The sequence below is a fragment of the Streptomyces sp. NPDC096136 genome (assembly GCF_044763325.1).
Lineage (GTDB): Bacteria > Actinomycetota > Actinomycetes > Streptomycetales > Streptomycetaceae > Streptomyces.
This window is the reverse complement of the sequence record NZ_JBIWFZ010000013.1, coordinates 129,467-154,979: the sequence shown is the minus strand read 5'-3', so window position 1 is coordinate 154,979 and position 25,513 is coordinate 129,467. Positions and strand designations below refer to the sequence as shown.

Sequence of the window (25,513 nt, the reverse complement as noted above, 5' to 3'; positions counted from 1 at the left end):
GCTGTAGTACTCGGAGCGCTTGCACCGGGGCGGACGAACTCCATGGCGGCGCTGGCGAACCCGCCACCCGGATGTACCCACGCAAACCCGCACAGCGTCTGGTCGGTGATGAACCCGCCGGGACGTCGAAGGACCTGCTCGGCGGCGCCGGTTCCACGATCGGGCCCTGGGCGGGGATCGGCTGCGGGGGTTGGTGCGGTCGATGCCCGTCCGTGACCGAACGATGACGTACCGGGAAAGGCTCTGTAACTCGGTGCGGGATACAAAGAGTGCCGACCGTTCGTATCGCGCCATCAGCTGGGGATCATCATGAAGCTGTCCCGCACCGCCGGCCTCGCCGCCTTCGGCCTCGTCGCGGCTCTGTCGCTCACCGCCTGCAACAACGGTGATGATTCCGCGCAGGCCCCGGCAGCCAAGGGCCCCTCGTCTTCGTCGTCCTCGTCGCCGGGCGCTGGGCCGTCCCAGGACGGCAGGACGGGCTCCGGTGGTGCGCGGGCGGGAAGCGCGAAGCCCGGCGCGGGGACGGGTTCCCCGTCGTCCTCCGGCGCTGTGAACGGCGGGGCGGAGAGCGGCGGCAAGACAGCGTTCTGCAAGACAGCGGACCTGGCCGTAGAGGCCACGAACGCCGCGCCTGACCAGAGCTCCGGCAGGATCGACATAACCATGGTCAACCGAGGTTCGGGTACCTGCTCGGCGACGGGCTTCGCCGGCGTCGACATCAAGGACGCCGACCACACCTCCAACCCCATCGGGCGCGGGCCGGCCCAGCCGCGCGTCACCACCCTCAAGCCCGGCGACGCCGCCGTCTTCGATCTCGCCTACACCATCGACGGCAGCGGCGGGAGCCTCGCGCACCCGACCGACATCCTGGTGACACCGCCGAACGAGACCCACACGGTGAGCCTGAAGTGGCCCGCGGGCGCGGGCGGGATCAAGGGCGCCTACACCGACGTCCAGGTCTACCCCACACACACGACCAACTAGACGCTTCGTCGCGTTCTCGTACTGCCGCCCGTCCTCCTGCCGTCAGTCTCCTCGCGGAGGCCCTTTCGGCGGGGAGGGGACGGGCCGTGCCGGGTGCGCTCCAGCAGGAGGCCGGCGTGTCCCGGACGGACTTCCCCGGCGAGCCCATCAGCTCGACGGCCTCGGTCGAGGCGGCCGGCACCTCCTCAGAAGGGAAATGATGACGCGGGGCCGTGACCGTCCGGCTGGAGAATCGTTCTTTCATGTGTCGCACGGCATGCACACCGCATTCCCCCCCGCGGTACCGCGACGCCCGGCCCGGGCAGCCGTCCCCCGACTGCCCGGGTTCCACTGCGCGACTGCTGCCCGCCGACGAGCCCGGGGCATCGGCACGCGATGGCTCGACGAGCGGAGGTCACCAGGGGCGTCGACGGTCAGCTCGAATGGCCCGGCAGTCGACGCGACACACATGAGCCGCCGGACGCGCCTGGCCGCTCATGCGTCCGTCTGAGCGGCTGACGAAGGTGCCACCCGCCGACATGGCGCGCACGGCAGTGGCCGGCGGTGAGCCGTTGATCCTGAATCCGACATGGGTCGAGCCTGACCCGAACGGGTGGCCGATGCTCGCCCGTCGCGAGAAACCGTAGGCCCTTCGGGTGCCGGAAGGGCTTGTTGGAGGCGCAACCGGAGAAGGAACACAGCGCACCGCGCGGCGGCCAGAGGCCCGGCGGCGGTCGAGAGGGGAGCTGAGATGGAGTCGCCGCGGGTGACGGTGGGATGCGAGGCGGACGGCACGTGTGTGATCACGTGTGCGGGGCGGTTCGACGCGGATGCGGTCGCTCTGCTGGTCGAGGCCTGCGAGACGAGCGAGCCGGCCGACGCCCTCGCCCTGGTGGTGGACGTCTCCGGGGTGACGTTCGCAGACTCCTCCTTCCTCGACGGGCTCGTCCACCTGGGCGATGCGCGCCGTCTGGTCCTGCAGGGCCCGGTGCCCCTCCACTTGGAGCGGCTGCTGCAAACGGCCGGGGCGCGGGACGTCTTCGACTTCCGCGACGCACCCGAAGCCGGCTGATCCCGCGGGCCCGGGTGGCCCACGGGCAGCGGTTCGACGGGAGTTGTGTGTTCGTCTCCAGCCGTACGGGCTGGATGCGGCCGATGGAGACGTTCGCCCAGGTAGCTGCGGGCCGAGACCCGCGCGAGTACCTGGCCGCGCTGCATGCGTTGGAGGACGAATACGTCCCAGACCTGTGGCGGGGCGGGGCTCACGGAGCGGACCGAGCACGGTGTCGAGACGGGTGAGCACGGTGATCAGCGGCCGGTGACGAGGCCGTGGACGGGTCAGTGCACTGCGTGTAACGGCGGGCGGCCGGGGCGGCGTGCCCGTGGCCGGCGGGCCGCTTCGGCGCACCGGCATCCGCCCGCACCAAAACAGCTCGCACGGGGCAGGACAGGGTCCGCGTCGTCCGGCGCGGGGAAGCCTTGCGGGAGCCGGCAGGAAGAGGGCGGAGTTGGTCCTGCGGGGGCCGACCGTGATGAGACAGGGAGGGAGCCAACGGGGCGGCAGGGGCGGGCGCAGGAACGATCCGGGCGCTACCCGTTCGGCGGGCCCGGGCCGGGGCGGCCGCCGATCGCTGGAGGCGAGCAGGTTCCCTGCTGCGTCACGACGGCCGTCCCGGCTGTCGCCTCCCCTACCCCCGGCATCCGCTCTGACCCGCGACATGTGCTGTGTTCCCCCGAAACATGACACAACGGCGGTGGCCCGCACCCTCCCGAAGGGGGTACGGGCCACCGCCGTCGCGTGCGGCTACCAGCGATACCAGCGGCCGCTGCCGCCCTTGGGACGGGCGACGAAACCGATCAGCCACAGCACCAGGACCGCGATGGCGACCCACCAGAGGATCTTCACCGCGAAACCGGCGCCGAAGAGGATCAGCGCGAGCAGAAGAACGAGAAGCAGGGGAACCGTGATTATCAACCTCCGAGCCGTCGTGTGCCCGGCCCTCCGCCGCCCATGCACGCGGACTTTATGCGTTTCCCACGATCGTTGCCGGGTAGCCGATACGGCCGCCCCGACGCAGGTCAAGGCAGGACAGGCAGGTGCAGGAAGCGACGTGAGCCGCCGTCAGCAGCCCCGCCCGGGTCCGGGCACCAAGATGGGGGGCATCGGCCCGTCGCGGTCGGAGGGGACAGGCCCGTATCAAGGCGCCCGCGTCCACCGCACGCTGACCGCAGGTTGGCCGGACTCCGTGCCCTCGTCGTCCTCCTCGCTCCGGCTCGGCCCGCTCCCCGTGGTCACCTCTGGCGCCGGTAGGGCCTGACGGCGTCACAGGTGGCCGCCATGGCCTTGGCGGTGCGGTCGTAGGTGCGTGGTGCGACGGCAATGCACAGTATGCCGAGGACGGCCGCGCGTGCCGCACGAGGACCGCCCCGACCCGCAGACCGGCGGCACCTACAGGGGGCCGGGACCAGTTCGGCCCGGGCGGCGAGCGACGAGGCGGAGTCGCTGGTCACGGCCATGGTGGGGGCGCCCCGGGAAGCGGCCTCCGCCAGCACCTCACGGGGGCTCCCGGGCGCTGCCGCCGTGCGAGAGGACGACGGACACGCCACCGCGGCCGAGTACGGCGGCGCCCGTGAGCGCCACACGGGTGTCGCTCCAGGACCGGACGGGCATGCCGATCCGGTACGGCCGCTGCCGGAACCAACGGGTCGTGGTGGCACTGCCGCCGCGGTCCTGGTGCCCTGGGATCCGGCGCCGGCCGGCGCAGCGGCCCTGCGCCGAGGTGAACGGCACCCGCTGGTGGCCGTGTCCAGCGCCCAGGTCCGGTCCGCTTGCGTTGCCCGGCCGGCAAGGCGCCGCTGCCTCAGGGCCGAGTGGCCAGAAAGGTGTGCGTGATGCCGGTCTGCCAGCCCGGCTGCGGCAGGACGCGGACATCGTGGAAGCCGGCACGGCGTAGCCGGCGGGCGAACGCGTCGGCCGTGTCGAAGTCGAGCACGCTGCGCCACAGGTGGCGGTAGAGCGACGCGTCGCCGTGGCGGCGGCCCCACGGCAGGACCACCGCGCCCATGACCGCCGACCACACCGCACGGTCGACGGCCCGGCCGCTCAGGGCGTACTCGTGGACGGCGAGCCGGCCGCCGGGGCGGAGCAGGGCGCGCGTGCGGCCCAGTACCGCATCGGGGTCCGCGACGTTGCGGAACAGGTACGCGGCGAAGACGGCGTCATACGGTGCGGTGGGGCCGGCCTCGGCCAGGTCCTTGACGCGGGCCTTGACGAAGGACACCCGCCCGGGCCAGGGCTTGCTGCGGGCCCGGGCGAGCATGCCCGCCGAGGCGTCGACGCCCGTCACCGCGGTCAGCGGGGCGGCGCGCAGCAGAGCGGCCGCCGACGCGCCGGTGCCGCAGCCGAGGTCCAGGACGGTACGGCCCGAGCCGCGCGCGGGGAGGGCGAGGCGGCGTGCGGAGCGCCGCAGGTGCCGGTGGTAGCCGGGGCTCGCCGCGACCATGTGGTCGTAGGTGTCCGACGCGTGGTCGAAGGCCCCCGCGAGCTCGGCGCCTGAAAGCACGGCCATGACTTCTGCCTCCCCCCGCGTGACGGCACTCTTCCGCCCAGTTTGACCGTCCGCCCCGGCGAAACGGTGCGGCGCGCGGCCGGCCCGTCCGACCGGCCGGACGACGGCAGAGCCGTATGGCCCATGAAATGGTGCATCCGGCCGGGCGGACGGTACGGAATCTCCCATGCGCCACTACGGCGGTCCCGTCGGCAAGGGGAGAAGCGATGCGCGTACCTGATCCGCTCGACATCGACCGGGACGTGCCCGCGGCCGTCGGCGCACACCTCGCCGGGATACTGGAGCCGCGCGTGGCGGAGACCGAGTCGGCGGATGCCGCCTTCGCCGCGGACCTCGCGCGCAGGGTGGTGGACTTCACCGTGCGGGGCGGCAGCAGGCTCCGCTCCGAGTTCCTCTGGTGGGCGCTGCGCGGCTGCGGGGGCGGAGCCCCCGAGGTGCGGCCTGCCCTGGGGGTCGCCGGGGCGCTGGAGTTGCTCCAGACCTGCGCGCTGATCCACGACGACGTCATGGACGGTTCCCCGCTGCGCCGGGGCCGGCCGGCCGTGCACGTCCGGCTGGACGGCCGGTACAAGACGGGCGGACGAGCCCTGCCGTGCGGCACGTTCGGCGGGGCGCCCGCCACCCGACCGGCCACCCCCCGCGCCGCCGAACCGGCCACCGCGCCCGCCACCCGACCGGCCACCCCCCGCGCCGCCGAACCGGCCACCGCGCCCGCCACCCGACCGGCCACCGCCCGCGCCACCCAACCGGCCACCCCCCGCGCCGCCGAACCGGCCACCGCGCCCGCCACCCGACCGGCCACCCCCCGCGCCGCCCAACCGGCCACCGCCCGCGCCGCCGAACCGGCCACCGCCCGCGCCACCCCACCCGCCGACCTCGACCGGGTCCTCGACCTCCTCGTCTCCTGCGGGGCGCGCGACCACGTCGCGCGGCGCGTCGAGGAACTCTGCGACCGCGCCACCGCCGCCGTCTCCGCCGCCGGGCTGACGTCCGGGGCGGCCGACCGGATCGGCCAGCTGATGCGCCGCGCCTGCGGTCTGGAAGCCGCCCCCGGGCAGCCGCCGGCACCCGGACCCGGCGCGGAGGCCGGCGCCCGCGTCCTGACGGGGGAGAAGCGTTGAGGACCGTGACCGGTCCCACGGACCACGTCGTCGTCGTGGGCGCCGGCCTCGCCGGCCTGGCCGCCGCCCTGCACCTGGCCGGCCGCGGCCGGCGGGTGACCGTCGTCGAACGCGACCCCGGGCCCGGCGGCCGCGCGGGACGGCTCGCGCTCGGCGGCTACCGCGCGGACACCGGCCCCACCGTCCTGACCATGCCGGACATCCTCGACGAGGCCTTCGCCGCCGTGGACGACTCGCTCTACGACCCGCTCATCGGGATGGCACCCTGCTCCGTACCGAGCACCCGGAAGGCCCCCAGCCCGAGCACGCGGCCGGCGTAGTCGCGCAGGGCATCCTCGTAGGCGGCCGCGGTCAGCGGCGAACGGCTGAACTCCGTGTACTCCACCAGCGCCGCGTGACCACTGGTGGGCAGCACGTACCCGAAGGAAAGCCCCCGCTCCGGCTGCGCGGTGCGGAAGTCCATCAACTCGACCGTGCGGGCGTCGAAGGAGGGCCGCTCGCAGTGCACGAACCACCCGCGGAAGTGCTGCAACAGCGCGCTGCGCGCGGCGGGCGCGGCCGCCGGGGGCCGGGAGTCGTGGATCCAGCGGGCCCGGAGCGTGCGCACGACACCATGGCCGGTGGTGTACGTCAGGACCGCGCCGTCCGGCCCGTCGTCGATGTGTTCGGCCACCCCCTGACCCGGCGCAGCCCCGCCAGCCGAGGCCTGATGCCCTGCTCGAAATGGCCCGAGCGCAGCATCTTGTAGCGCAGCCCGCCGAAGTCGCGGGCGGCCCCGCTGCCATCGGGAGCGCGGACCCGCAGCCGTCGCCAGCTGGCGGTGAGCAGCGGCTCGTAGTCACCCTCGCCGGCTTCCCAGTAGCACCAGGTACGGTCGGGAGGGCGCAGCGGACCGGGCGGCGCGTCGACGAGCACGACGTCGGGGGGCCGGACACCCGGCGGCGGGTCGAGCAGCCGCCAGGCCAACGAGAGCCCCGCCGCGCCGGCACCGACGATGGCGACGTCGCAGCTGTACGTCGTGGTTCGCACCGCTCTCCGTTCTCCGGACCAGGGCCGAGCAGGTCGCGGGTGCACGAAGCTACCGCGACGGACACCGTCCCTGCGGTTCATCGCGCATCCCGTCGCGACCACGGGCCGGGATGCCGGCCATCGTGCCCCGCTCGGGCCGTGTTCGGCCTCGACGAGATCGGTCGTCCTCGAGAGCGGACGCGTCAGATCCGGCTTCCTGGGCAAGCGCGGTACAGCGTGACGGAGACCAACGCAGAGACAGAGACAGCCAAGGTTCTACGGAGGAGCTGAGACATGACCGACGACATGTGGGCCTACCGTTCCGGCATCATCCACCCTACGGGCGAAGACCTCACGGGCTACGGCGTGGAGGCCGTGGACGGGCACATCGGCAAGGTCGACCGGCACTCCAACGAGGTCTCCGACGCCTACCTCGTGGTCGACACCGGCGTGTGGATCTTCGGGAAGGAGGTCCTGCTCCCGGCAGGAACGATCATCCGCGTGGACAGGGAGAAGAAGACGGTCCACGTGGACCGCACCAAGGACCAGATCAAGGCGGCTCCGGAGTTCCACTCCGACAACCACCTGCGCGAACCCGACTACCGCCAGGAGATCAGCAAGTACTACGGCCGGATTTAGACGAACGTTTCGCACAGCGAGATCGGGGCCGCCACGACGGGTTTCGGGCCTCCTGGCCCCGGGCCCTGGGCCCACGCCGCAGGAGACCCACGCAGCCCGGACCGCGGGCCGGGCAGCGCCGCGAGGTCCGCGCCCGGCTCGCCGGTGCCGGCTGTCCGGAAGCAGCCGTCGCGGGGAACCGGGCCTTCAGCCGGTCGACGACGGCGGACCGTCACTGGACGACACGGTGGAACGCCGGCTGCCCACCCGAGGGCCGGAGGCCCCGTCGCGGGGCCGCGAAGAAGGTGTCGGGGGGCACTGTCCGCAGCCGCGCGCCGGTCGTAGGCGATGCCGCGGTGGCCGGCGTCGAGCAGGGTGGGGAGCTGCCTCTCCCCGGGATGGCCGTCCGGTCAGCCGGTACTCACGCAGGTCGTCCCCAGCCCATGTCACGTGAACCGGGGACCGGAAACAGGCGACTTCACCCGAATCGACGCACTTCCTAGGCTGGGCGGGCAAGCAAGCGGAGTATACGTCGCGGGCCGGTCACCGGTGCGGCGCCGAGGGAGCTGTCTTGGCCAGTCACGAACCGATCGAACGCCCTGCGGAACCGTCGTTCAGCGCGTTCCGCGCGTCCGGAGCGCAGCAGCGGATGTACTTCCTCCAGCAGCTGGAGGAGGGCAGGCCGACCTACCACATGCCCGTCTTCTACGGCCTCGAAGGCCCGGTGGACGAAGCCGCGCTCCGTGCCTGCGCCCAGAGCCTGGTCGACCGGCACGAGGCGCTGCGCACCCGCTTCGTCCTGCGGGACGGCGAGCTGTGGCAGCACATCGACACCGAGGCCGCGCTCGTCTGGTCCTGCCGCACGGCGCGCGGAGCCGGGGACGTCGAGGAGTGGATGGCCGCCGAACACCACCGGCCCTTCGACCTGGAGTCCGGACCGCTCTTCCGGGCGGCCTTGCTGCACACCCCCGAGGGCGCGGTCCTCGCGCTCGCCATGCACCACATCGTCGCCGACGGCTGGTCCGTCGGGATCCTCGCCCGCGAGCTCCTCGCCGCGTACGCCCTCTACGGCGACGGGCCCGGCGGCCCTGACGGCACCGACCGTCGGCACCCGGCCGGCATCGCGGCCCCGCAGGCCCCCGAGTACCAGTACGCCGACTTCTCCGACTGGCAGGAGGAATGGCTCCGCGGCGCCGCCGCCGGGCGCCAGCTCGCCTACTGGGAGAAGCAGCTGGACGGCGAACTGCCCGACGCGCCCCTGCCCCGCGACGGCCGGCCCGCCGCGGGAGCGGCCCGCGGCGCGGCGGCGCTGCACTCCTTCGAGGTGCCGGCCCCGGTCCGCGCCCGGATGGAGCGCCTGTGCCGTGACACCCACAGCACCCCGTACACGCTGATGCTGGCGGCCTTCCAGATCGTGCTGGGCCGCTACACCGGCACCGACGACGTACTCGTCGGGACGCCGGTGGCGGGCCGGGGCCGCAAGGAGTTCCAGGACACCGTCGGCCTGTTCGTCAACACGCTGGTGATCCGGGCCGACCTGTCCGACGATCCCGCCTTCCGGGTCCACCTGGAGCGCGTACGGGACATCGTGCTCGACGCCCAGGACCACCAGGACCTGCCCTTCGAACGCGTCGTCGACCGGATCGCCGCCGGACGCACCGGTGAGGAGGCCGCCCTCTTCCAGGTCATGTTCGGCCTGCACGACGAGGACGGCATGACCGACGGCCTGCCCGGCCCGAAGGCCACGCTGCTCGAAGGACCGGCCGGCACCGCCAAGTTCGATCTGACCTTCGACGTCATACGCACCGGCGGCGCGCTGAGCTGCCGGCTGGAGTACCGGGCGGACCTGTTCGACGCCGCCACCGTCCGACAGTTCGGCCGGCACTTCGCCTGCCTCCTGGACGCCGCCACCGACAACCCCGAACTGCCCATCAGCGCACTGCCGATGCTGTCGGCCGACGAGCGGACCGGCATCGGCTCGCCGCTCCCGGACCGCGCCGCCCTCCCGCACACCCCGGGCGAGCCGGCCTGCGTCCACGAGATCTTCGCCGGACACGCCGCCCGCACCCCCGACGCGGTCGCCCTCGTCCACGAGGGCGTCTCCCTCACCTACCGCGAGCTCGACACCCGCGCCAACCGGCTCGGCCACCGGCTGCGCGCCCTCGGCGTGGGCCCCGACACCCTCGTCGGACTGTGCCTGCCCCGCTCCGCCGACCTCGTCGTCGCTCTGCTCGGCATCCTCAAGGCCGGCGGTGCCTACCTGCCACTCGACCCCGACAACCCGCCCGAGCGGCTGCGCCACATCGTCCGGGACGCCCGCCTGGAGCACGTCGTCGGCACCACCGACACCCGGGCCCTGTGGGACGCCCCCGGCCTGCACACCGTCGACCTGCTCGCCGACGCCCCGCTCCTGGCCGCCGAACCGGACACCGCCCCCGAGACCGGCGTAACCCCGGACCACCTGGCCTACGTCATCTACACCTCCGGCTCCACCGGCCTGCCCAAGGGGACCCTGGTGCCCCATGCCAACGTCACCCGGCTGTTCTCCGCCAGCGATCACTGGTTCGGATTCGGCCCCGACGACGTGTGGACCCTCTTCCACTCCATCGCCTTCGACTTCTCCGTCTGGGAGCTGTGGGGAGCCCTCGCCCACGGCGGCCGCCTCGTCGTGGTCCCCTACGGGACCAGCCGCTCGCCCGAGGAGTTCCACCGGCTGCTGCGCGCCGAACGGGTCACCGTCCTCAACCAGACCCCCTCCGCCTTCTACCAGTTGGCCCGGGCCGACGAGGAACACCACCGCACGGCCGGACCGGCCGGCTCCGGGCTCTGCCTGCGCCACGTCGTCTTCGGCGGGGAAGCCCTCGACGTCGCCGCCCTCGCCGGATGGTTCGCCCGGCACGGCGACACCGCACCCCGCCTGGTCAACATGTACGGCATCACCGAGACGACCGTGCACGTCACCTACCGGCCGCTGACCGCCCGCGACGCCGAGGAGGGCCGCGGCAGCGTCATCGGCGTGCCCATCCCCGATCTGCGCCTGCACCTGCTCGACCCGCGCGGCCGGACCGTCCCGCGCGGCGCCGTCGGGGAGCTGTACGTCGCCGGAGCGGGCCTGGCCCGCGGCTACCTGCGGCGGCCCGGACTCACCGCCGAGCGCTTCCCCACCGGACTCGCCCACGGTGTCGGCGACGCACCCGCCGGGCCCTCGGCCGACGGGCGGCTCTACCGCACCGGAGACCTGGCGCGGGCCCTGCCCGACGGAGACCTGGAGTACCTCGGCCGCATCGACCACCAGGTCAAGCTGCGCGGCTTCCGGATCGAGCTCGGCGAGGTCGAGGCCGCCCTGGCCGCCCACCCCCTCGTCGACGCCGCGGTCGCACGCGTCGCGCCGGATCCCATGGGGAACGACGTCCTGGTCGGCTACCTGGCCGTGACCGGGGCCGACGACGGGGCGGGCCCCACCGTCGAGGAGATGCGCGAGCACCTCTCGCGGCGGCTGCCCGGCTACATGGTCCCCGGCGCGTTCGTCACCCTGCCCGCCTTCCCCCTGACCGCCAACGGCAAGACCGACCGGCGCCGACTGCCCGCCCCCGGCTCGGCCGGCCGCACCCCCACCACTGCCTACGAGGCACCCCGCGGGCCGGTCGAGACCGCGCTCACCGAGGTATTCGCCCAGGTCCTCGGGCACGAACGAGTCGGCGCCCTGGACAACTGGTTCGCCCTGGGCGGGGACTCCATCCGCTCCCTCCAGGTCCTCGCCCGGGTCCGCGAACGAGGCCTCGACCTCACCGTCGCCGACCTCATGAGCCTCTCGACGGCCCGCGCCCTCGCCCCGCGCGTCACCCCGCGGGACCGGGCCGCGGCCGCCGCCGAAGCCCCGTACGAGCCATTCGCACTCCTGACCCCCGCGGACCGCGCCGCCCTGCCCGGGGGACTGGAGGACGCCTACCCGATGACCCGGCTCCAGGCCGGCATGCTGTACCACAGCGATCTGCCGTCGGCCGGCGGACGCGTCTACCACAACGTGGCCTCGTACCTGATCGAAGCGCCCTTCTCCGAGGACGCCTGGCGGACCACCGTCGCGGTCCTCGCGGCCCGGCACGAGATGCTGCGCACCTCCTTCGACCCGCACGGATTCACCGAGCCCCTCCAACTCGTCCACCGCGGCGCCCGCCCGGAGCTCACCTTCGAGGACCTGCACGGCCTCGACGCCGAGGCGCAGCACACCGCCGTCGCCGCCCGTTACGCCGCCGAGCGCGACCGGCCCTTCGACTGGGACCGGCCCCCGCTGATCCGGTTCCACGTCCAACGGCTCTCCGACACCCGGCTCCAGCTCTTCGTCGCCGAGCACCACGCCGTCCTCGACGGCTGGAGCGAACGTTCGCTCCTCACCGAACTCGCCTCCTGCTACACCGCGGCGCTCGCCGCCCGGACCCCGGCGGACGGCCCCTCCCCGCAGGCCGGCCCCCGCTCCCGGTTCGCCTCCTTCGTCGCACTCGAACGGGCCGCGCTGGCCGACCCGGGGCAGCGCGCCTTCTGGACCGGCAAGGCCGCCGACGCCCCCGCGACCAGGCTGGCCCGCCCGGCGCCGACCGGCGGACCCGCCCGGATGTCCTGGTACCTCGCGCCCCTGCCCGAGGACCTGCACGCCCGACTCGCGGCCCTGGCCGCCGCATGCGGCGTACCGCTGCGCACCGTCCTGCTCGCCGCCCACCTGAGGGTCATGGCCCTGCTGGGCGGCGGCGACGCGGTCACCACCGGAGTGGTCCACAACGGCCGCGCCGAGGAGACCGACGGCGACAAGGTCGTCGGCGTCTTCCTGAACACCCTGCCGCTGAGCGTCGCGGTCACCGGGTTCAGCTGGCGCGGCCTCGTCGGGCACGTCGCCGCTCTGGAGGCGGAACTGCACGCGTACCGCCGCTTCCCGCTCGCCGAGATCCAGCGCTTGGCCGGGGGCGGCCCGCTCTTCGAGACCTTCTTCAACTACACCCACTTCCACGTGGAGCGGGACGGGCCGGCCGGCGGCGCGTTCACCGTGCTGGAGGAGACCGGAGAGGCCGGCACCGACTTCGCCTTCGGCGCGGAGTTCTCCCGCAGCCCCGACGGCGCCCTGCTCGAACTCGGCCTGCGCTACGACGCGGCCCAGTTCTCCGAGGAGCAGATGGCGAGCGCGCACGCCTCCTACACGGCCGCCCTGTGCGACCTGGTCGAGTCCCCGGACCGCGACTGCACGGTCGCCGACCTGCTGCCCGCGGCCGAACACCGCCGCTACGCCGACTGGAACCGGACCGTCGTCGACTACCCGCGGCCGCACGTCCTGACCCGGCTGATCGACGAGCAGCGCGACCGGACCCCGGACGCCCCCGCCGTCCGCTTCGAGGGTGCCGAGCTGACCTATCGCACCCTCGACACCGAGGCCGAGCGGCTGTGCGCGGCACTGCGGGAGCGGGGCGCCGGCCCCGGCACGTTCGTGGGCCTGCTGCTGGAACGCTCCCTGGCCCTGCCGGTCGTGCTCCTCGCCGTCCTCAAGTCCGGCGCCGCCTACGTCCCGTTGGACCCGGAGCACCCCGCGCCGCGCGTACGGTCGCTGCTCGCCGAGTCCGGCATCGGCCTGGTGGTCACCGAGGGGGCGTGGGCGGAGCGGCTGGAAGGCTCCGGGGTCACCGTCCTGCGGCCGGAGGAGGCAGCGACGGGCACCGCGGGTCCCGCCCGGGCGCCCGAGCCGGCCGACCCGGCGTACATGATCTTCACCTCGGGATCCACCGGCAGGCCCAAGGGGGTCGTGGTCTCGCACCGCGCCATCGCCAACCGGCTGCTGTGGATGCAGGACGCATACGGGCTGACGCCGGGGGAGCGGGTGCTGCACAAGACGCCGTACACCTTCGACGTCTCCGTGTGGGAGCTGTTCTGGCCGCTGCTGACCGGCGCCACCCTGGTCCTCGCCCGCCCCGGCGGCCAGCGCGACCCCGGCTACCTCGCCGCGCTGATCCGGGCCGACGGCGTCAGCACGGTGCACTTCGTCCCGTCGATGCTCAGCGTCTTCCTCGACGACCCCGCGGCCGTGGCCGGCGCGGCCGGCCTGACCCGGGTGGTCTGCAGCGGCGAGGCCCTGCCGTACGAGGTACAGCGCAGGTTCTTCGAGCGGCTGCCCGGCGTCGAGCTGCACAACCTCTACGGGCCCACCGAGGCGGCCGTGGACGTCACCTCCTGGCAGTGCCTGCCGGACGGCGGTGACACCGTGCCCATCGGCCGCCCCATCGCGAACATGCGCACCCACGTCCTGGACCGCCGCCTGGCCGAGGTCCCCCTCGGCGTCACCGGTGAGCTCTTCCTCGAAGGCGTCGGCCTCGCCGACGGCTACCACGGACGACCCGAGCTGACGGCCGAGCGGTTCATCGAGCACACCGGTCCGGACGGCACCACCCGGCGCCTCTACCGGACCGGCGACCTGGCCCGGCACCGCCCCGACGGAGCCCTGGAGTACGCGGGCCGCACCGACCACCAGCTCAAGATCCGCGGATTCCGCGTCGAGCCCGGGGAGATCGAGGCCGTCCTCGCCGAACACCCCGGCGTGCGCGACTGCGCGGTCCTGCCCCGCGGCGAACGCCTCGTCGGCTACTTCGTCCCCGAGGCCGCCGCCGCGGAGACCGGTTCGGGCCCCGCCTCCGCGCCCGAACCGGGCGAGCTGGCCCGCCACGCCCGGGAGCGTCTCCCCGAGTACATGGTCCCCTCCGCCTGGGTGTGCCTGACGGCTCTCCCGCTGACCGCCAACGGCAAGCTGGACCGCGCCGCCCTGCCCGATCCGGACCCCGCCGACCTGCGGGGCGGTGCCGAGCCGGCCCCGCCCCGCGACGCCCTCGAATCCCGCCTCGCCGGGATCTGGGAGCACCTCCTGGCCGCCGGGCCGGTCGGCGTCCACGACGACTTCTTCGAGTCCGGCGGGCACTCCATCGACGCCTTGCGCCTGATCGGCCGGATCAACCGGGCCTTCGGCGAACGCCTCGGCGTCTCGGCCGTCCTGGAGCACCCGACCGTCGCCCGGCAGGCCGCGCTGCTGCGCGGCCGCCGCGTCGGGGCCCCGGACCCGGTGGTACGCCTCCGGACCGAGGGCGCTCTCGACCCGCTCTTCCTCGTCCACCCGATCGGCGGGAACGTCTTCTGCTACCGCACCCTGGCCGCCGAACTGGGCAACCGGCGACCGGTGTTCGGCCTGACGGCGCCCGGGCTGACCGACCCCGCGGCGAACCCCGACGCCACCGTCGAGGAGCTGGCCGCCGCCCACCTGGAGGCCCTGCGCCGGATCCGCCCCACCGGCCCCTACCACCTGGCCGGCTGGTCCTTCGGCGGGCTCCTCGCCTACGAGATGGCGGTCCAGCTGCGGGACGCCGAAGAGGAGGTGGCGACCCTCGCCCTGCTGGACACCGGCTACCCGGAACCCGGCCGCGTTCCCGACGACGAGAACGAGCTGCTGGAGTGGTTCCACGAGGACCTGGCCCGCTCCGCGGGGTTCGACCCCACCGACGAGGGCCTGTCCGTGCTGCGGAGCGCCCTGCGGAGGGTCGCCGACACCCCCGCCCGGCTCGCCGTCCTGGCCGAGCAGGTGGAACGCGAGGGCTTCGCTCCCGGCCTGGACCGGCGAGACCTCGCCCGGCACTACGCGGTCTTCCGCACCGGGATCCGCGCCGCCGCCGCGTACCGGCCCCCGGCCGCGCCTTGCCCCGTCCTGTTCCTCCAGACCACGACCGGAGCCGGGGAGCACGCCGCCGACCGATGGGCGGCCCGGGCCGGGGCGGGCCTCACCCGTCACGACGCCGCCGGCGACCACTACGGGCTGATGCGGCCGCCGCACAGCACCGCGGCCGCCGCCCTGCTGCGCACCGCCCTCGCCGAGGCCGACCGCCGCTGAAGCAGGGCCCCCTCGGCCCGGCGCAGGCCGCCCCCACCCGGGCACCCGGCCCGCCCGTAAGGGGTGTCCTCGCCGGTCGGGGCAGGTGCGCCCTGACCGGCAGGACACTCCCCAGCCCTTCCACCCCGCCCCAGCCCTTCGCGCGCCGTGCGCCGACGAGGCGTGCCCCGGCACGCCCCCGCGCCCCGCACCAGAACAGGAAACGGAACACACCACGTGACGCATGACACCCCGGGGCCCGCCCCCGAGCTGACCGGCCGGATCCGCGGCGGTCCCGCCGAACTCCTCCACGACGAAGTGCTCGCCCCGCAGTTCGGGTTCGAGTCCCGCCACCTGCTGCGGCACTACGTCGCCATCGAGAAGACCCTGGCCGCCGAGTACGTCCGCATGGACCTGATCAGCGCCGAGGAGGCCCGCCGGATCGCCGCCCTGCTGGACGCCGTCGGTTCCGACACCCTCAGCGCGCAGCCCGGCGCCAACATGTCGGACATCGCCTTCGCCCTCGAACGGCACGTCGAGGCGGGCCTGCCCGCCCCGGTCACGCACTGGCACGCCGACCGCAGCCGCAACGACCTCCAGGCCTGCGCCCAGGTGATGTACGGCCGCGACCAGCTCGCCCGCTTCGCGAGCGCACTCCTCGAACTCGGCGCGGTCGTACACGAGCTGGCGCAGGAGACCTGTGACCTGCCCATGCCGGGGTACACCCACTTCCAGGCCGCCCAGACCATCACCCCCGGCTTCCACCTCGCCGCGCTCTCCGAACACCTGCTGCACACCCACGCCCGGCTCCTGAACGCCTACGACGGCATCGACGCCTGCCCGCTGGGCGCCGGCGCCATGGCCGGGCAGGAACTGCCCTGGGACCGAGACCGGATGGCCCGGCTGCTCGGCTTCTCCCGGCCGCAGCCCCATGCCCTGACCGCCGTGGCCTCGCGCCGCTGGAGCGCCGAACTGACGGCGGAACTGAGCCTGCTGGGCACCGCCCTGAGCCGCTTCACCACCGACCTGCTCACCTGGGGCGGCAGCGAGTACGGGTTCATCGAACTGCCCGACGAACTGTCCGGCATCTCCTCCGCCATGCCGCAGAAGAAGAACTACCCGGTCCTGGAGCGCATCCGGGGGCGCACCGCCCACCTGACGGCCTTCCACTTCGACGTGCTCCTGGGCCAGCGCAACACCCCCTTCTGCAACCTCGTCGAGGTGTCCAAGGAGGCCGGCACCCACCTGCTGAACGCCTTCGACTCGGCCCACGGCACCGTCCGCCTCCTCACCGAGGTGCTGCGCCGGCTGACCTTCCGCGCCGACCGCATGCGCCAGGTGTGCGAGCGCGAGTTCCTCGGCGGCTTCAGCCTCGCCAACGCCCTCTGCCTCACCGAAGGGGTGCCCTGGCGCACCGCCCAGGTGGTCGCCGGGAAGTACGTCGTGCTCGCCGCGACGGCGGGCGCCGCCCCCGCGCCGGGCGAACCCGCCCTGCTGGCCGAGGCGGCCGCCGGACACGGCATCACCCTCGCCGACCCCGCCCGGCTCCTCGACGAGGCCTTCGACGTCGACCGGGGCCTGGAGCGCATGGTGTCCGCCGGGTCGGCCCGCCCCGAAGCCGTCCGCGCGGTCCTGCGCGGCCAGCAGGAGACGTACGGACAGCTGCGCGCCGACTGGCGGGCACGCGCCGCCGCGCTCCGCGCGGGCGCCGAGGAGGGCGACCGCGCCCTGTACGGGGCGCCCGAGGACACGATCCACGAGGAGGGCGGCGATGTCACCCGCACCCGCGTACAGCACGCCCGCTGACACCGTCGCGGGGGCGACCGCCTTCCCCGTCGGCCCCGGCTCCGGCAGCGCCTTCGGCACGTTCGGCGAACTGCTCCAGGGCGCCCTGCCCCACCCGCGCGGGGACTTCCTGGTCACCTTCCCCCTCGCCCGCTGGGCCACCGCCGTGTTCCACCCCGAGCCCGGAGGAGGCCGGGTCCGGGTGCGCCCGGCGCACAAGGCCAAGTCCCGCCGGGTCGCCGAGGCCGTCCTGGCCGCCCTCGGCACGGCGGACGGCGGCCTGCTGGAGGTCGCCGGGGACCTGCCCGAGGGCAAGGGCCTCGCCAGTTCCTCCGCCGACCTGGTCGCCACCGTACGGGCCGTCGGAGCCGCCCACGGGCGCGCCTTCACCCCGGCCGAGACGGAGGACTTCCTGCGCGGCATCGAACCGGCCGACGGGGTCATGTACGACGAGATCGTCGCCTTCCACCACCGAGAGGTGCGCCTCGGCCGACGCCTCGGGGTGCTGCCGCCCCTCACCGTCGTCGCCCACGACGAGGGCGGCCAGGTCGACACCGTCGCGCACAACCGGGCAGCCCGGGCCATCGGCGCCGCCGACCGGGAGGAGTACGCACGCCTGCTGGACCGGCTCACCGACGCCGTGGCCCGCGGCGACCTCGCCGAGGTCGGCGCCGTCGCCACGCGCAGCGCCGAGATGAACGCCCACCGCCGCCGGCGCGCCGGATTCGCGGAACTGCACGCCCTGTGCCGCGAGGTCGACGGGCTGGGCCTGGTCCTCGCGCACAGCGGCACCATGCTCGGCGTCCTCCTGGAAGCGGACGACCCCGCCCTCGCCGGCAAGACCGAGCACATCCGGGCCGGCTGCGCCGCTCTCGACGGCGAGGTGTCCGTACACCGCTCCCTCGGCCCCGACGACAGCTGGAGCCCGCCGGCCCCGCCCGCCCACCCCACCGAGCTGGAGATCTGAGCATGCTGTTCGACACCGTCACGGACGCGATCGGCGGGACCCCGCTGGTCCGGCTGCGTCTGGGCGAGGCCCGGGGCGTGGAGGTCTACGCCAAGCTGGAACTGCAGAACCTGTTCGCGATGAAGGACCGCGTCGCCCGCAACATCCTCCTGGAGGCCCGGCGGCTGGGCACCCTGAAGCCGGGCGATCCCGTCATCGAGAGCTCCTCGGGGACCATGGCCCTCGGTGTCGCCCTCGTCGGCCGCTCCCTGGGCCACGAGGTGCACATCGTCACCGATCCGCGGATCGACCCCGTCACCCTCGCCAAACTCCGCGCCCTGGGCTGCCGCGTGCACGTCGTCGAGGCGATGACCAGCCACGGCTGGCAGAGCGCCCGCCTGGAGCGGCTCGCGGAGCTGCAGAACGAACTGCCCGGCGCCTTCTGGCCGCAGCAGTACTCCAACCCCGACAACCCCGGGGCCTACCGCACCCTCGCCGGTGAGCTCCTGGCGGACCTCGGCCGGTTCGACACCCTCGTCGGAGCCGTCGGCAGCGGCGGCTCCCTGTGCGGCACCGCCCGGGCGCTGCGCGAGCGGCTGCCCGCCCTGCACGTCGTCGGCGTCGACTGCGTGGGCAGCGCCCTCTTCGGCCAGCCCGACGTACCGCAGCGGCTGCAGAGCGGGCTGGGCAACAGCCTGCTGCCCAAGAACCTCGACCGCACCCTCGTCGACGAGGTGCACTGGCTCAACGACCACGAGGCCTTCGCCGCGACCTGGGACCTCGCCGGCGAGCAGCAGATCTTCGGCGGCAACACCTCGGGCTCCGTCTACCGGGTCCTCACCGGCCTCGCCGACCGCGCCGAACCCGGGACCCGGATCGTCGGCATCCTCCCCGACCGCGGCGACCGCTACGCCGACACCGTCTACGACGACGGCCACTGGGAGGCGAACCGGCTGCGCGCGGTGCCCGCCGCCACCGCGCCGGCCGCCCTCGGACCCGACGGGACCGCCCGCACCTGGTCCACCGTCGCCTACAGCCCGCCCGCCGGGATCGGCCGGCACCTGCTGTTCGTGGAGTCCAACACCACCGGCACCGGCATGCTCGCGCTGGAGCGGGCGCGCGAACTGGACACCGTACCCGTCCTGCTGACCGCCGACCCCGACCGCTACCGGGGCCTGGCGGAGACCGGCGCCGAGGTGGTCCGCTGCGACACCAACTCCGACGCCGCCCTGCGGGCCGCCGTACAGGAGCGGTTCCGCCGCGAGGAGATCGCCGGGGTCACCACCACCAGCGACTTCTACGTACCGGCCGCCGCCCGGATCGCCCGGTGGCTCGGCCTTCCCGGCAACGCGCCCGAGGCGGTGGCCGTCTGCCGCGACAAGTCCGCCCTGCGCGAGGGGCTGCGGGCCGCGGGCGTCCGCCAGCCCCGGTACTCCCTCGTCCGCGAGCCGGCCGGAGCCGCGGCCGCCGTCGCCCGCACCGGACTGCCCTGCGTGGTCAAGCCGGCCGACGACTCCGGCTCCACCAACGTCCTGCTCTGCGCCGACGAGGCCGAGGTCCGCGCCCAGATCGAGCGGATCCTAGCGGTCGACACCAACGTGCGGGGCATGCCGACCGCCCGCACCGTCCTCGTCGAGGAGTACCTGGACGGGCCGGAGTACAGCGTCGAGATGTTCGGCGGGGACGGGCAGACCGTGTGCGTGGGCATCACCGCCAAGTCCGTGACCGCCGGCCCGCACTTCGTCGAGCACCGCCACCTCTTCCCCGCCCCGCTGCCCGCCGCCACCGCCCAGCTGATCACCGACACGGTGACGGCGGCCCTGGACGCGGCCGGGATCCGGCTGGGCGCCACCCACACCGAGGTCAAACTGACCGCCGACGGGCCCGCCCTCGTCGAGATCAACCCCCGCCCGGCCGGCGGCATGATCCCCGAACTGATCCGGCTCGCCACCGGCGTCGACCTCCTCGACGCACAGCTGCGCGCCGCCCTCGGCACGCCACCGCACCTGAAGGCCGAGGACGCCGGCCACGCCGGGATCCAGTTCCTCCTCGCCGACACCGACGGCACCCTCACGGCCGTCCACGGCGCCGAGGCCGCGGCGGCCGTGGAGGGAGTCGCATCGGTGCTGGTCACCGCCGCCCCCGGCACGCGCGTGCACCGGCCCCGCAGCGCCTCCGACCGGCTCGGGCACGTGATCGCCCGCCACGCGGAGCCCGCCGGCGTGCACGCCGCCCTCGACGCGGCGAGCGCCCTGGTCCACCTCGACATCGAGGCCGCGCCCCGCTCCTGATCCTCCGCCGTACCCGTCCCGACGACGCGCCGTACGACCCGTACGGCCGCACCCGAACCGAAAGGCGAACCGCCGTGAGCAACCCCTTCGAGAACGACAGCGCCTCCTACGTCGTGGTCCGCAACGACGAGCTCCAGCACTCCCTGTGGCCCGCCGCCAACCCCGTCCCCGCCGGCTGGACCGTCGTACACGGCCCCGACGGCCGCCAGGCCTGCCTGGACCACGTCGAGCGGGTCTGGACCGACATGCGCCCCGCCTCCCTGGTGGCCGCCCTCGCCGGGAACGCGCCCCGTGGCTGAGCCCGTCCACCGCACCGGGCATCCGGCCGGACCCGACCCCGTACGGACCCTGCGCACCCTCTTCGCCGAGGTCCTCGGCCGCGCCGAGGTCGACGCGGGCCACAGCTTCACCGGGCTGGGCGGCGACAGCATCCAGGCCATCCAGGTCGTCAGCCGTGCCCGAGCGGCCGGCCTGGTCGTCCGTACCCGCGACGTGCTCCGCGCGGAGAGCGTGAGCGCGCTCGCCGCCACCGCCCGCGCCCAGGGCCGGGGGAGCGAGGACACCGCACCGACCACGCCCCCGCGCCGCCTGGGCCCGCTGGCACCCACCCCCATCATGGGCTGGCTCGCCGAACTCGGCGGTCCCGTCGACACCTACAACCAGTCGCTCGTCCTCCGCACCCCGCCGGGCTTCGGGCCGACCGCCGCCGAACGCACCGTCCAGGCGCTCCTGGACACCCACGAGATGCTCCGCCTGAGGCTGCCCGACGGGATCGGGGCCACCGGCGCCGAACCCGTCGTACCACCCGCGGGCACCGTCGTCGCGGCGGACCTGCTGGAGCACGTGGACGCCCGCGGGGCCGGCGAGTCGGAACTCCCCGCCCTGACCCGGGAGCGGATGAGGGCCGCGCGGCGCCTGCTCTCGCCGCGCGACGGCCACATGCTGCGCGCCGTACTCCTGGACCGGGGACCCGGACACCAGGGACGGCTCGCGCTCGTGATCCACCACCTCGTCGTCGACGGCGTCTCCTGGCGGATCCTCCAGGACGACCTGCGCACCTGCTGGACGGCCCTCACCGAGGGCCGCGAGCCCGTCCTGGAGCCGGCGGCGACCCCCTTCGCGCACTGGGCCGACCTGCTGCGCGCGGAGGCGACCTCCGGCCGTCGGACCGCCGAGGCCGAGCGCTGGGCCGCCGCCCTGCGCGAGGCCCCCCAGCCCCTGGCCGGCGTCCGACCGCCCGGCGGCCTCGACCCCGAGAGTGCGGGGAACACCCTCACCCTGACCCTCGGGCCGGACGTGGCGGGCCCCCTGCTCACCACCGCTCCCGGCCTCGTCAACGGCACCGTCAACGACGTGCTGCTGACCGCCCTGGCCCTCGCCGTGCTCGGCCGGCGCGCCGCCCAGGGTGCGGACGGGGAGGACGGGGCGGACGAGGAGGGGGCGGACGAGGAGGGGGCCGTCCTCATCGACGTCGAGGGCCACGGCCGGGAGGACGTCGCCGACGGCACCGACCTCTCCCGCACCGTCGGCTGGTTCACCACCGTGTTCCCCGTCCGCCTCGCCCTCGGCCGCCCGGACCTCGACGAGGCCCGCCGGGGCGGACCCGCGGTCGGCGCCGCCCTGCGGCTGGTCAAGGAGGAACTGCGCGCCGTACCCGACAAGGGAATCGGCTTCGGGCTGCTGCGCCACCTCAACTCCCGTACCGGACCCGGTCTCGCCGCCCGCGGCATCCCCCAGATCGGCTTCAACTACCTCGGCCGGTTCCCGATGGGCGGCGACGCCCCCTGGGACGCCGCGCCCGGCCACGACTTCGCCCTCGACGACGCCGACGAAGGCCTCCCGATGGCCCACGCGGTGGAGGTCAACGCGGCCGCCCACGAGGGCCCGGACGGCCTCGCCCTCAGCGCCACCTGGACCTGGGCGGGCAACGCCCTCCCCGGGCCGTGGGTCCACGACCTCGCGCGGGAGTGGTTCACCATGCTGCGCGCCGTCGTCACCCACGCCGCCCGCCCCGACGCCGGCCGGCTGGCCCCCTGCGACGTCTCCCTCGCCCGGGTCAGCCAGGCCGACCTCGACACCTTCGAATCCCAGCTCGGAGCCCTGCTGTGATCCCTCTGTCCCACGCCCAGCAGCGCCTGTGGTTCCACGCCCGGGACGGCGCCGACGGCGCGCTGTACCACATCCCCGTCGGACTGCGGCTGCGCGGCGCCCTCGACCGCCCGGCCCTGCGCGCCGCGCTCGCGGACGTGAGCGGCCGCCACGAGGCGCTGCGCACCGTCTTCCCCGAGGAGGCGGGCCGCCCCCACCAGCGGGTCCTGGACCCCGCGGACGCCGCCCCGGTGCTCACCGTCACCCATGGCCCGCCCGCCGAACGCGCCCGGCGCGCCGAGGAGGCCTCGGCCCGGCCCTTCGACCTCCGTGTCCGACCACCGCTGCGCGCCGACCTGTTCACCGACGGCGCCGAGGACCACTACCTGCTCCTGGTCCTGCACCACATCGCGGGCGACGGCCACTCCGTGAACATCCTCGTCCGCGACCTCGCCGCCGCCTACACCGCCCGCTGCGCCGGCCGGTCCCCCGAGTGGCCCGAACTGCCCGTCCAGTACCCGGACTACGCGCTGTGGCAGCGCGAGCTCCTCGGCCCGGCCCAGGACCCCGCCTCCCTGCACGGCCGGCTGCTCACCCACTGGGCGGCCGTCCTCGACGGCCTGCCCGAGGAGCTGGCCCTGCCCGCCGACCGGCCGCGCCCGGCCGTGGCCGGCCACCGGGGCGCACTGGTGCAGGCACGGACCGACGCCGCCGCCCATGCCGGACTGGCCGCGCTGGCCCAAGGCGCCCGCGCCACCGCGTTCATGGCCGTCCAGGCCGCCTTCGCGGCCCTGCTCACCCGCCTCGGCGCCGGCACCGACCTGCCGCTGGGCTGCCCCGTCGACGGCCGGGACGACGAAGCCCTCACCGACCTCGTGGGCCTCTTCGTCAACACCCTGATCGTGCGCGCCGACACCTCGGGCGACCCCACCTTCACGGAGCTGCTGGGCCGGGTGCGCACCGCGGCCCTGGAGACGTACGCCCACCAGGAACTGCCCTTCGAATCGCTGGTCGAACGCCTCAACCCGGCCCGCTCGCCCGCCCGCCACCCGCTCTTCCAGGTCGCCGTCTCAGCCCAGCGCGGCGAGCCACAGGCCCCCGCCTTCGCGGGCCTGCGGGCCGAGGTGGAGGCGGTGCGCACCGACACCGCCAAGTTCGACCTCACCCTGGAGGTGGAGGAGCTCCACGACCCGGCCACCGGCCGGCCCCTGGGCCTGCTCCTCGGACTGGAGTACGCGGGCGACCTGTTCGACGGGACCACGGCCCGGCGCCTGCTGGACCGTCTCGTCCACCTCATCGGCGCCGTCGTCCGCGAGCCCGGCGTCCCGCTCTCCGCACTCGACGTCCTGCTGCCCGGGGAGCGGGCCGACCTGCTGGAGCACTGGCAGGGCGCGCCCGTCGCCCCCGACGCCCGAACCGTGCACGGCGCCTTCGAGGAGCGGGCCGCCGCCCACCCGGGCCGCCCCGCGGTCCTCTGCGCCGGCCGGGAGACCACGTACGGAGAACTCGACGCCCGGGCCGACCGGATCGCCGGACGGCTGCGCGCCCTCGGCGTCCGGCCGGGCGAGTCCGTCGCCGTACTGATGGACCGCTCCTGCGACCTCGTCGCCGCCTGCCTGGGCATCCTCAAGGCCGGCGCCGCCTACCTGCCGTTGGACGCGCGGGCTCCGCGCGCCCGTACCGAGGCCGTGCTCACCGCGGCCGGGGCCGCCGTCCTCGTCACCGACGTCCCGGACGGGGAACCCGTACCGGCAGGTGTGCGCCACGTCCTGCGTCCGGACGGACGGCACGCCACGGAGGCCGGGACGGCCGCGACCGCAGGACCGAGCGGGCACGCCGACGCGCTCGCCTACCTGATGTACACCTCCGGCTCCACCGGCACCCCCAAGGGCGTGGCCGTCTCCCACCGCGAGGTCGTCGCCCTCGCCACCGACCGGCGCTGGCGCGGCGGCGCGCACGAGCGGGTGCTGTTCCGCTCGCCGCACGCCTTCGACGCCTCCACCTACGAACTGTGGGTGCCGCTCCTGAACGGGGGCCTGGTCGTCGTCGCGCCGCCCGGCGAACTCGACGTCGACGCGCTGGCCCGGCTGATGGCCGAGGAGAAGGTCACCGGGGCCTTCCTCACCGCCACCCTCTTCAACGTCCTCGCCGACCGCTGCCTGCCCGCGCTCGGCACGCTGCACGAGGTGATGACCGGAGGCGAGGCCGCCTCGCCCTCCATGGTCCGCCGGGTCCGCGAGGCCTGCCCCCGCACCACCGTCACCAACGCGTACGGACCCACCGAGACCACGACCTTCGCGGCGACCTTCGCCGTCGGCCCGGGCCAGGAGGCCCCCGCCGGACAGGTCCCGATCGGCCGCCCGCTCGACGGTACGCAGCTGCACGTCCTGGACGAGCGGCTCGGCCTCGTGGCGCCCGGCGTCATCGGCGAGCTCTACATCGCGGGCGCCGGACTCGCACAGGGCTACCTCGGCCGGGCCGGGCTGACCGCCGAACGCTTCGTCGCCTGCCCGTACGGCCCCCCCGGCAGCCGGATGTACCGCACCGGCGACCTGGCCCGCTGGTCCGCCGACGGCCAGGTCGAGTACCTCGGCCGCGCCGACCGCCAGGTCAAGATCCGCGGACTGCGCATCGAACCCGCCGAGATCGAGCACGTCCTGGCCGGCCACCCGGCGGTGGGCCAGGCCGCCGTCACCGTCGTGGACACGGCCGCCGGTCCCGCGCTCGCGGGCTACGCCGTCCCCGCCGAGGGCACCCCGGCACCCGACCCGCGGAAACTGCGCGAGCACCTGCGCGCCCGGCTGCCCGACTACATGGTGCCCGCCACCCTCACCCTGCTCGACGCCTTCCCGGTCACCGCCAACGGCAAGACCGACCTGCCCGCCCTGCCCGTGCCGGACCCGGCGACGGCCGGCACCGCGGGAGCCCACCAGGAGCCGCGCACCGACGACGAGCGCGCCCTGTGCGCCATCTGGGAGCAGGTCCTGGGCGTACCGCACATCGGCGTCCACGACGACTTCTTCGACCTCGGCGGACACTCCCTGCTCGCCACGCGGCTGCTCGCCGAGGTCCGGGACCGGTTCGGCGGCGCCATCACGATCCGCCGGTTCTTCACCGGCCCCACCGTCGCCGAACTGGCCGCCGCCCTGCCCGCCGCCGCGGCCGCCGGCGCCGGGGACCCGCCGATCGTCCGCCGGGCCCGCCGCACCCAGACCGCCTGACCACAGAAGGAACACCAC

General features: G+C 74.8%; 15 protein-coding genes and 1 pseudogene. 12 read left to right on the top strand and 4 right to left on the bottom strand.

Going from position 1 to position 25,513, the window contains the following annotated elements; translation table 11 throughout:
* Positions 1 to 309 precede the first annotated feature (309 nt).
* Together ACIRBY_RS25440 and ACIRBY_RS25435 are read left to right on the top strand one after the other, a co-directional pair.
* Complete coding sequence (locus tag ACIRBY_RS25440; protein WP_403904305.1) at positions 310 to 984, top strand: DUF4232 domain-containing protein; 675 nt, start codon at positions 310 to 312, stop codon at positions 982 to 984.
* A gap of 730 nt (positions 985 to 1,714) precedes the next feature.
* The gene (locus ACIRBY_RS25435) at positions 1,715 to 2,035 is read left to right on the top strand and encodes an STAS domain-containing protein (RefSeq protein ID WP_403904302.1); all 321 of its coding nucleotides are present in this window, start codon (positions 1,715 to 1,717) and stop codon (positions 2,033 to 2,035) included.
* A 732-nt stretch (positions 2,036 to 2,767) separates the two neighbouring features.
* Here the strand turns inward: ACIRBY_RS25435 and ACIRBY_RS25430 are convergent.
* Both ACIRBY_RS25430 and ACIRBY_RS25425 read right to left on the bottom strand, forming a co-directional pair.
* On the bottom strand, positions 2,768 to 2,938 hold the full coding sequence (locus ACIRBY_RS25430; RefSeq protein ID WP_403904299.1) for a hydrophobic protein: 171 nt from the start codon (positions 2,936 to 2,938) through the stop codon (positions 2,768 to 2,770).
* A gap of 886 nt (positions 2,939 to 3,824) precedes the next feature.
* The gene (locus tag ACIRBY_RS25425) at positions 3,825 to 4,532 is read right to left on the bottom strand and encodes a class I SAM-dependent methyltransferase (RefSeq protein ID WP_403904297.1); all 708 of its coding nucleotides are present in this window, start codon (positions 4,530 to 4,532) and stop codon (positions 3,825 to 3,827) included.
* 206 nt (positions 4,533 to 4,738) lie between these two features.
* Here ACIRBY_RS25425 and ACIRBY_RS25420 point away from each other — a divergent pair, with 206 nt between their 5' ends.
* Together ACIRBY_RS25420 and ACIRBY_RS25415 are read left to right on the top strand one after the other, a co-directional pair.
* Positions 4,739 to 5,653, top strand: coding sequence for a polyprenyl synthetase family protein (locus ACIRBY_RS25420; protein ID WP_403904295.1), 915 nt, complete (start codon positions 4,739 to 4,741; stop codon positions 5,651 to 5,653).
* Positions 5,650 to 5,895: pseudogene (locus tag ACIRBY_RS25415) on the top strand (FAD-dependent oxidoreductase); the annotation flags it as partial. The gene ACIRBY_RS25420 and the pseudogene ACIRBY_RS25415, both read left to right, overlap by 4 nt.
* Here ACIRBY_RS25415 and ACIRBY_RS25410 read toward each other — a convergent pair.
* Together ACIRBY_RS25410 and ACIRBY_RS25405 are read right to left on the bottom strand one after the other, a co-directional pair.
* Positions 5,892 to 6,326, bottom strand: a complete 435-nt coding sequence (locus ACIRBY_RS25410; RefSeq protein ID WP_403904292.1) for a lycopene cyclase family protein — start codon at positions 6,324 to 6,326, stop codon at positions 5,892 to 5,894. The pseudogene ACIRBY_RS25415 and the gene ACIRBY_RS25410 sit on opposite strands and share 4 nt — an antisense overlap.
* Positions 6,284 to 6,682 carry a lycopene cyclase family protein gene (locus tag ACIRBY_RS25405; RefSeq protein ID WP_403904290.1) on the bottom strand — a complete coding sequence of 133 codons (399 nt, stop codon included), beginning with the start codon at positions 6,680 to 6,682 and terminating at the stop codon, positions 6,284 to 6,286. The genes ACIRBY_RS25410 and ACIRBY_RS25405 overlap by 43 nt, the downstream gene beginning before the upstream one ends.
* A gap of 273 nt (positions 6,683 to 6,955) precedes the next feature.
* On the opposite strand from ACIRBY_RS25405, the gene ACIRBY_RS25400 reads away from it, so the two are divergent.
* From ACIRBY_RS25400 to ACIRBY_RS25365, 8 genes are all read left to right on the top strand, one after another.
* Positions 6,956 to 7,300, top strand: a complete 345-nt coding sequence (locus ACIRBY_RS25400) for a PRC-barrel domain containing protein (protein WP_403904288.1) — start codon at positions 6,956 to 6,958, stop codon at positions 7,298 to 7,300.
* 550 nt (positions 7,301 to 7,850) lie between these two features.
* Positions 7,851 to 15,185 (top strand): amino acid adenylation domain-containing protein, encoded by a 7,335-nt coding sequence (locus ACIRBY_RS25395; protein ID WP_403904287.1) that lies wholly within the window; start codon positions 7,851 to 7,853, stop codon positions 15,183 to 15,185.
* 216 nt (positions 15,186 to 15,401) lie between these two features.
* Positions 15,402 to 16,970, top strand: a complete 1,569-nt coding sequence (locus ACIRBY_RS25390; protein WP_403904285.1) for an argininosuccinate lyase — start codon at positions 15,402 to 15,404, stop codon at positions 16,968 to 16,970.
* Positions 16,936 to 17,916: a kinase gene (locus tag ACIRBY_RS25385; RefSeq protein ID WP_403904283.1), complete on the top strand. Its 981-nt coding sequence runs from the start codon at positions 16,936 to 16,938 to the stop codon at positions 17,914 to 17,916. The genes ACIRBY_RS25390 and ACIRBY_RS25385 overlap by 35 nt, the downstream gene beginning before the upstream one ends.
* Positions 17,917 to 17,918: 2 nt before the next feature.
* Positions 17,919 to 20,186: a pyridoxal-phosphate dependent enzyme gene (locus ACIRBY_RS25380; RefSeq protein WP_403904281.1), complete on the top strand. Its 2,268-nt coding sequence runs from the start codon at positions 17,919 to 17,921 to the stop codon at positions 20,184 to 20,186.
* 74 nt (positions 20,187 to 20,260) lie between these two features.
* Positions 20,261 to 20,485, top strand: coding sequence for an MbtH family protein (locus tag ACIRBY_RS25375; RefSeq protein WP_403904278.1), 225 nt, complete (start codon positions 20,261 to 20,263; stop codon positions 20,483 to 20,485).
* Positions 20,478 to 22,295, top strand: coding sequence for a condensation domain-containing protein (locus ACIRBY_RS25370; protein WP_403904276.1), 1,818 nt, complete (start codon positions 20,478 to 20,480; stop codon positions 22,293 to 22,295). Before ACIRBY_RS25375 ends, ACIRBY_RS25370 begins: the two co-directional genes overlap by 8 nt.
* Positions 22,292 to 25,495: an amino acid adenylation domain-containing protein gene (locus tag ACIRBY_RS25365; RefSeq protein WP_403904274.1), complete on the top strand. Its 3,204-nt coding sequence runs from the start codon at positions 22,292 to 22,294 to the stop codon at positions 25,493 to 25,495. The genes ACIRBY_RS25370 and ACIRBY_RS25365 overlap by 4 nt, the downstream gene beginning before the upstream one ends.
* Positions 25,496 to 25,513: the final 18 nt, after the last annotated feature.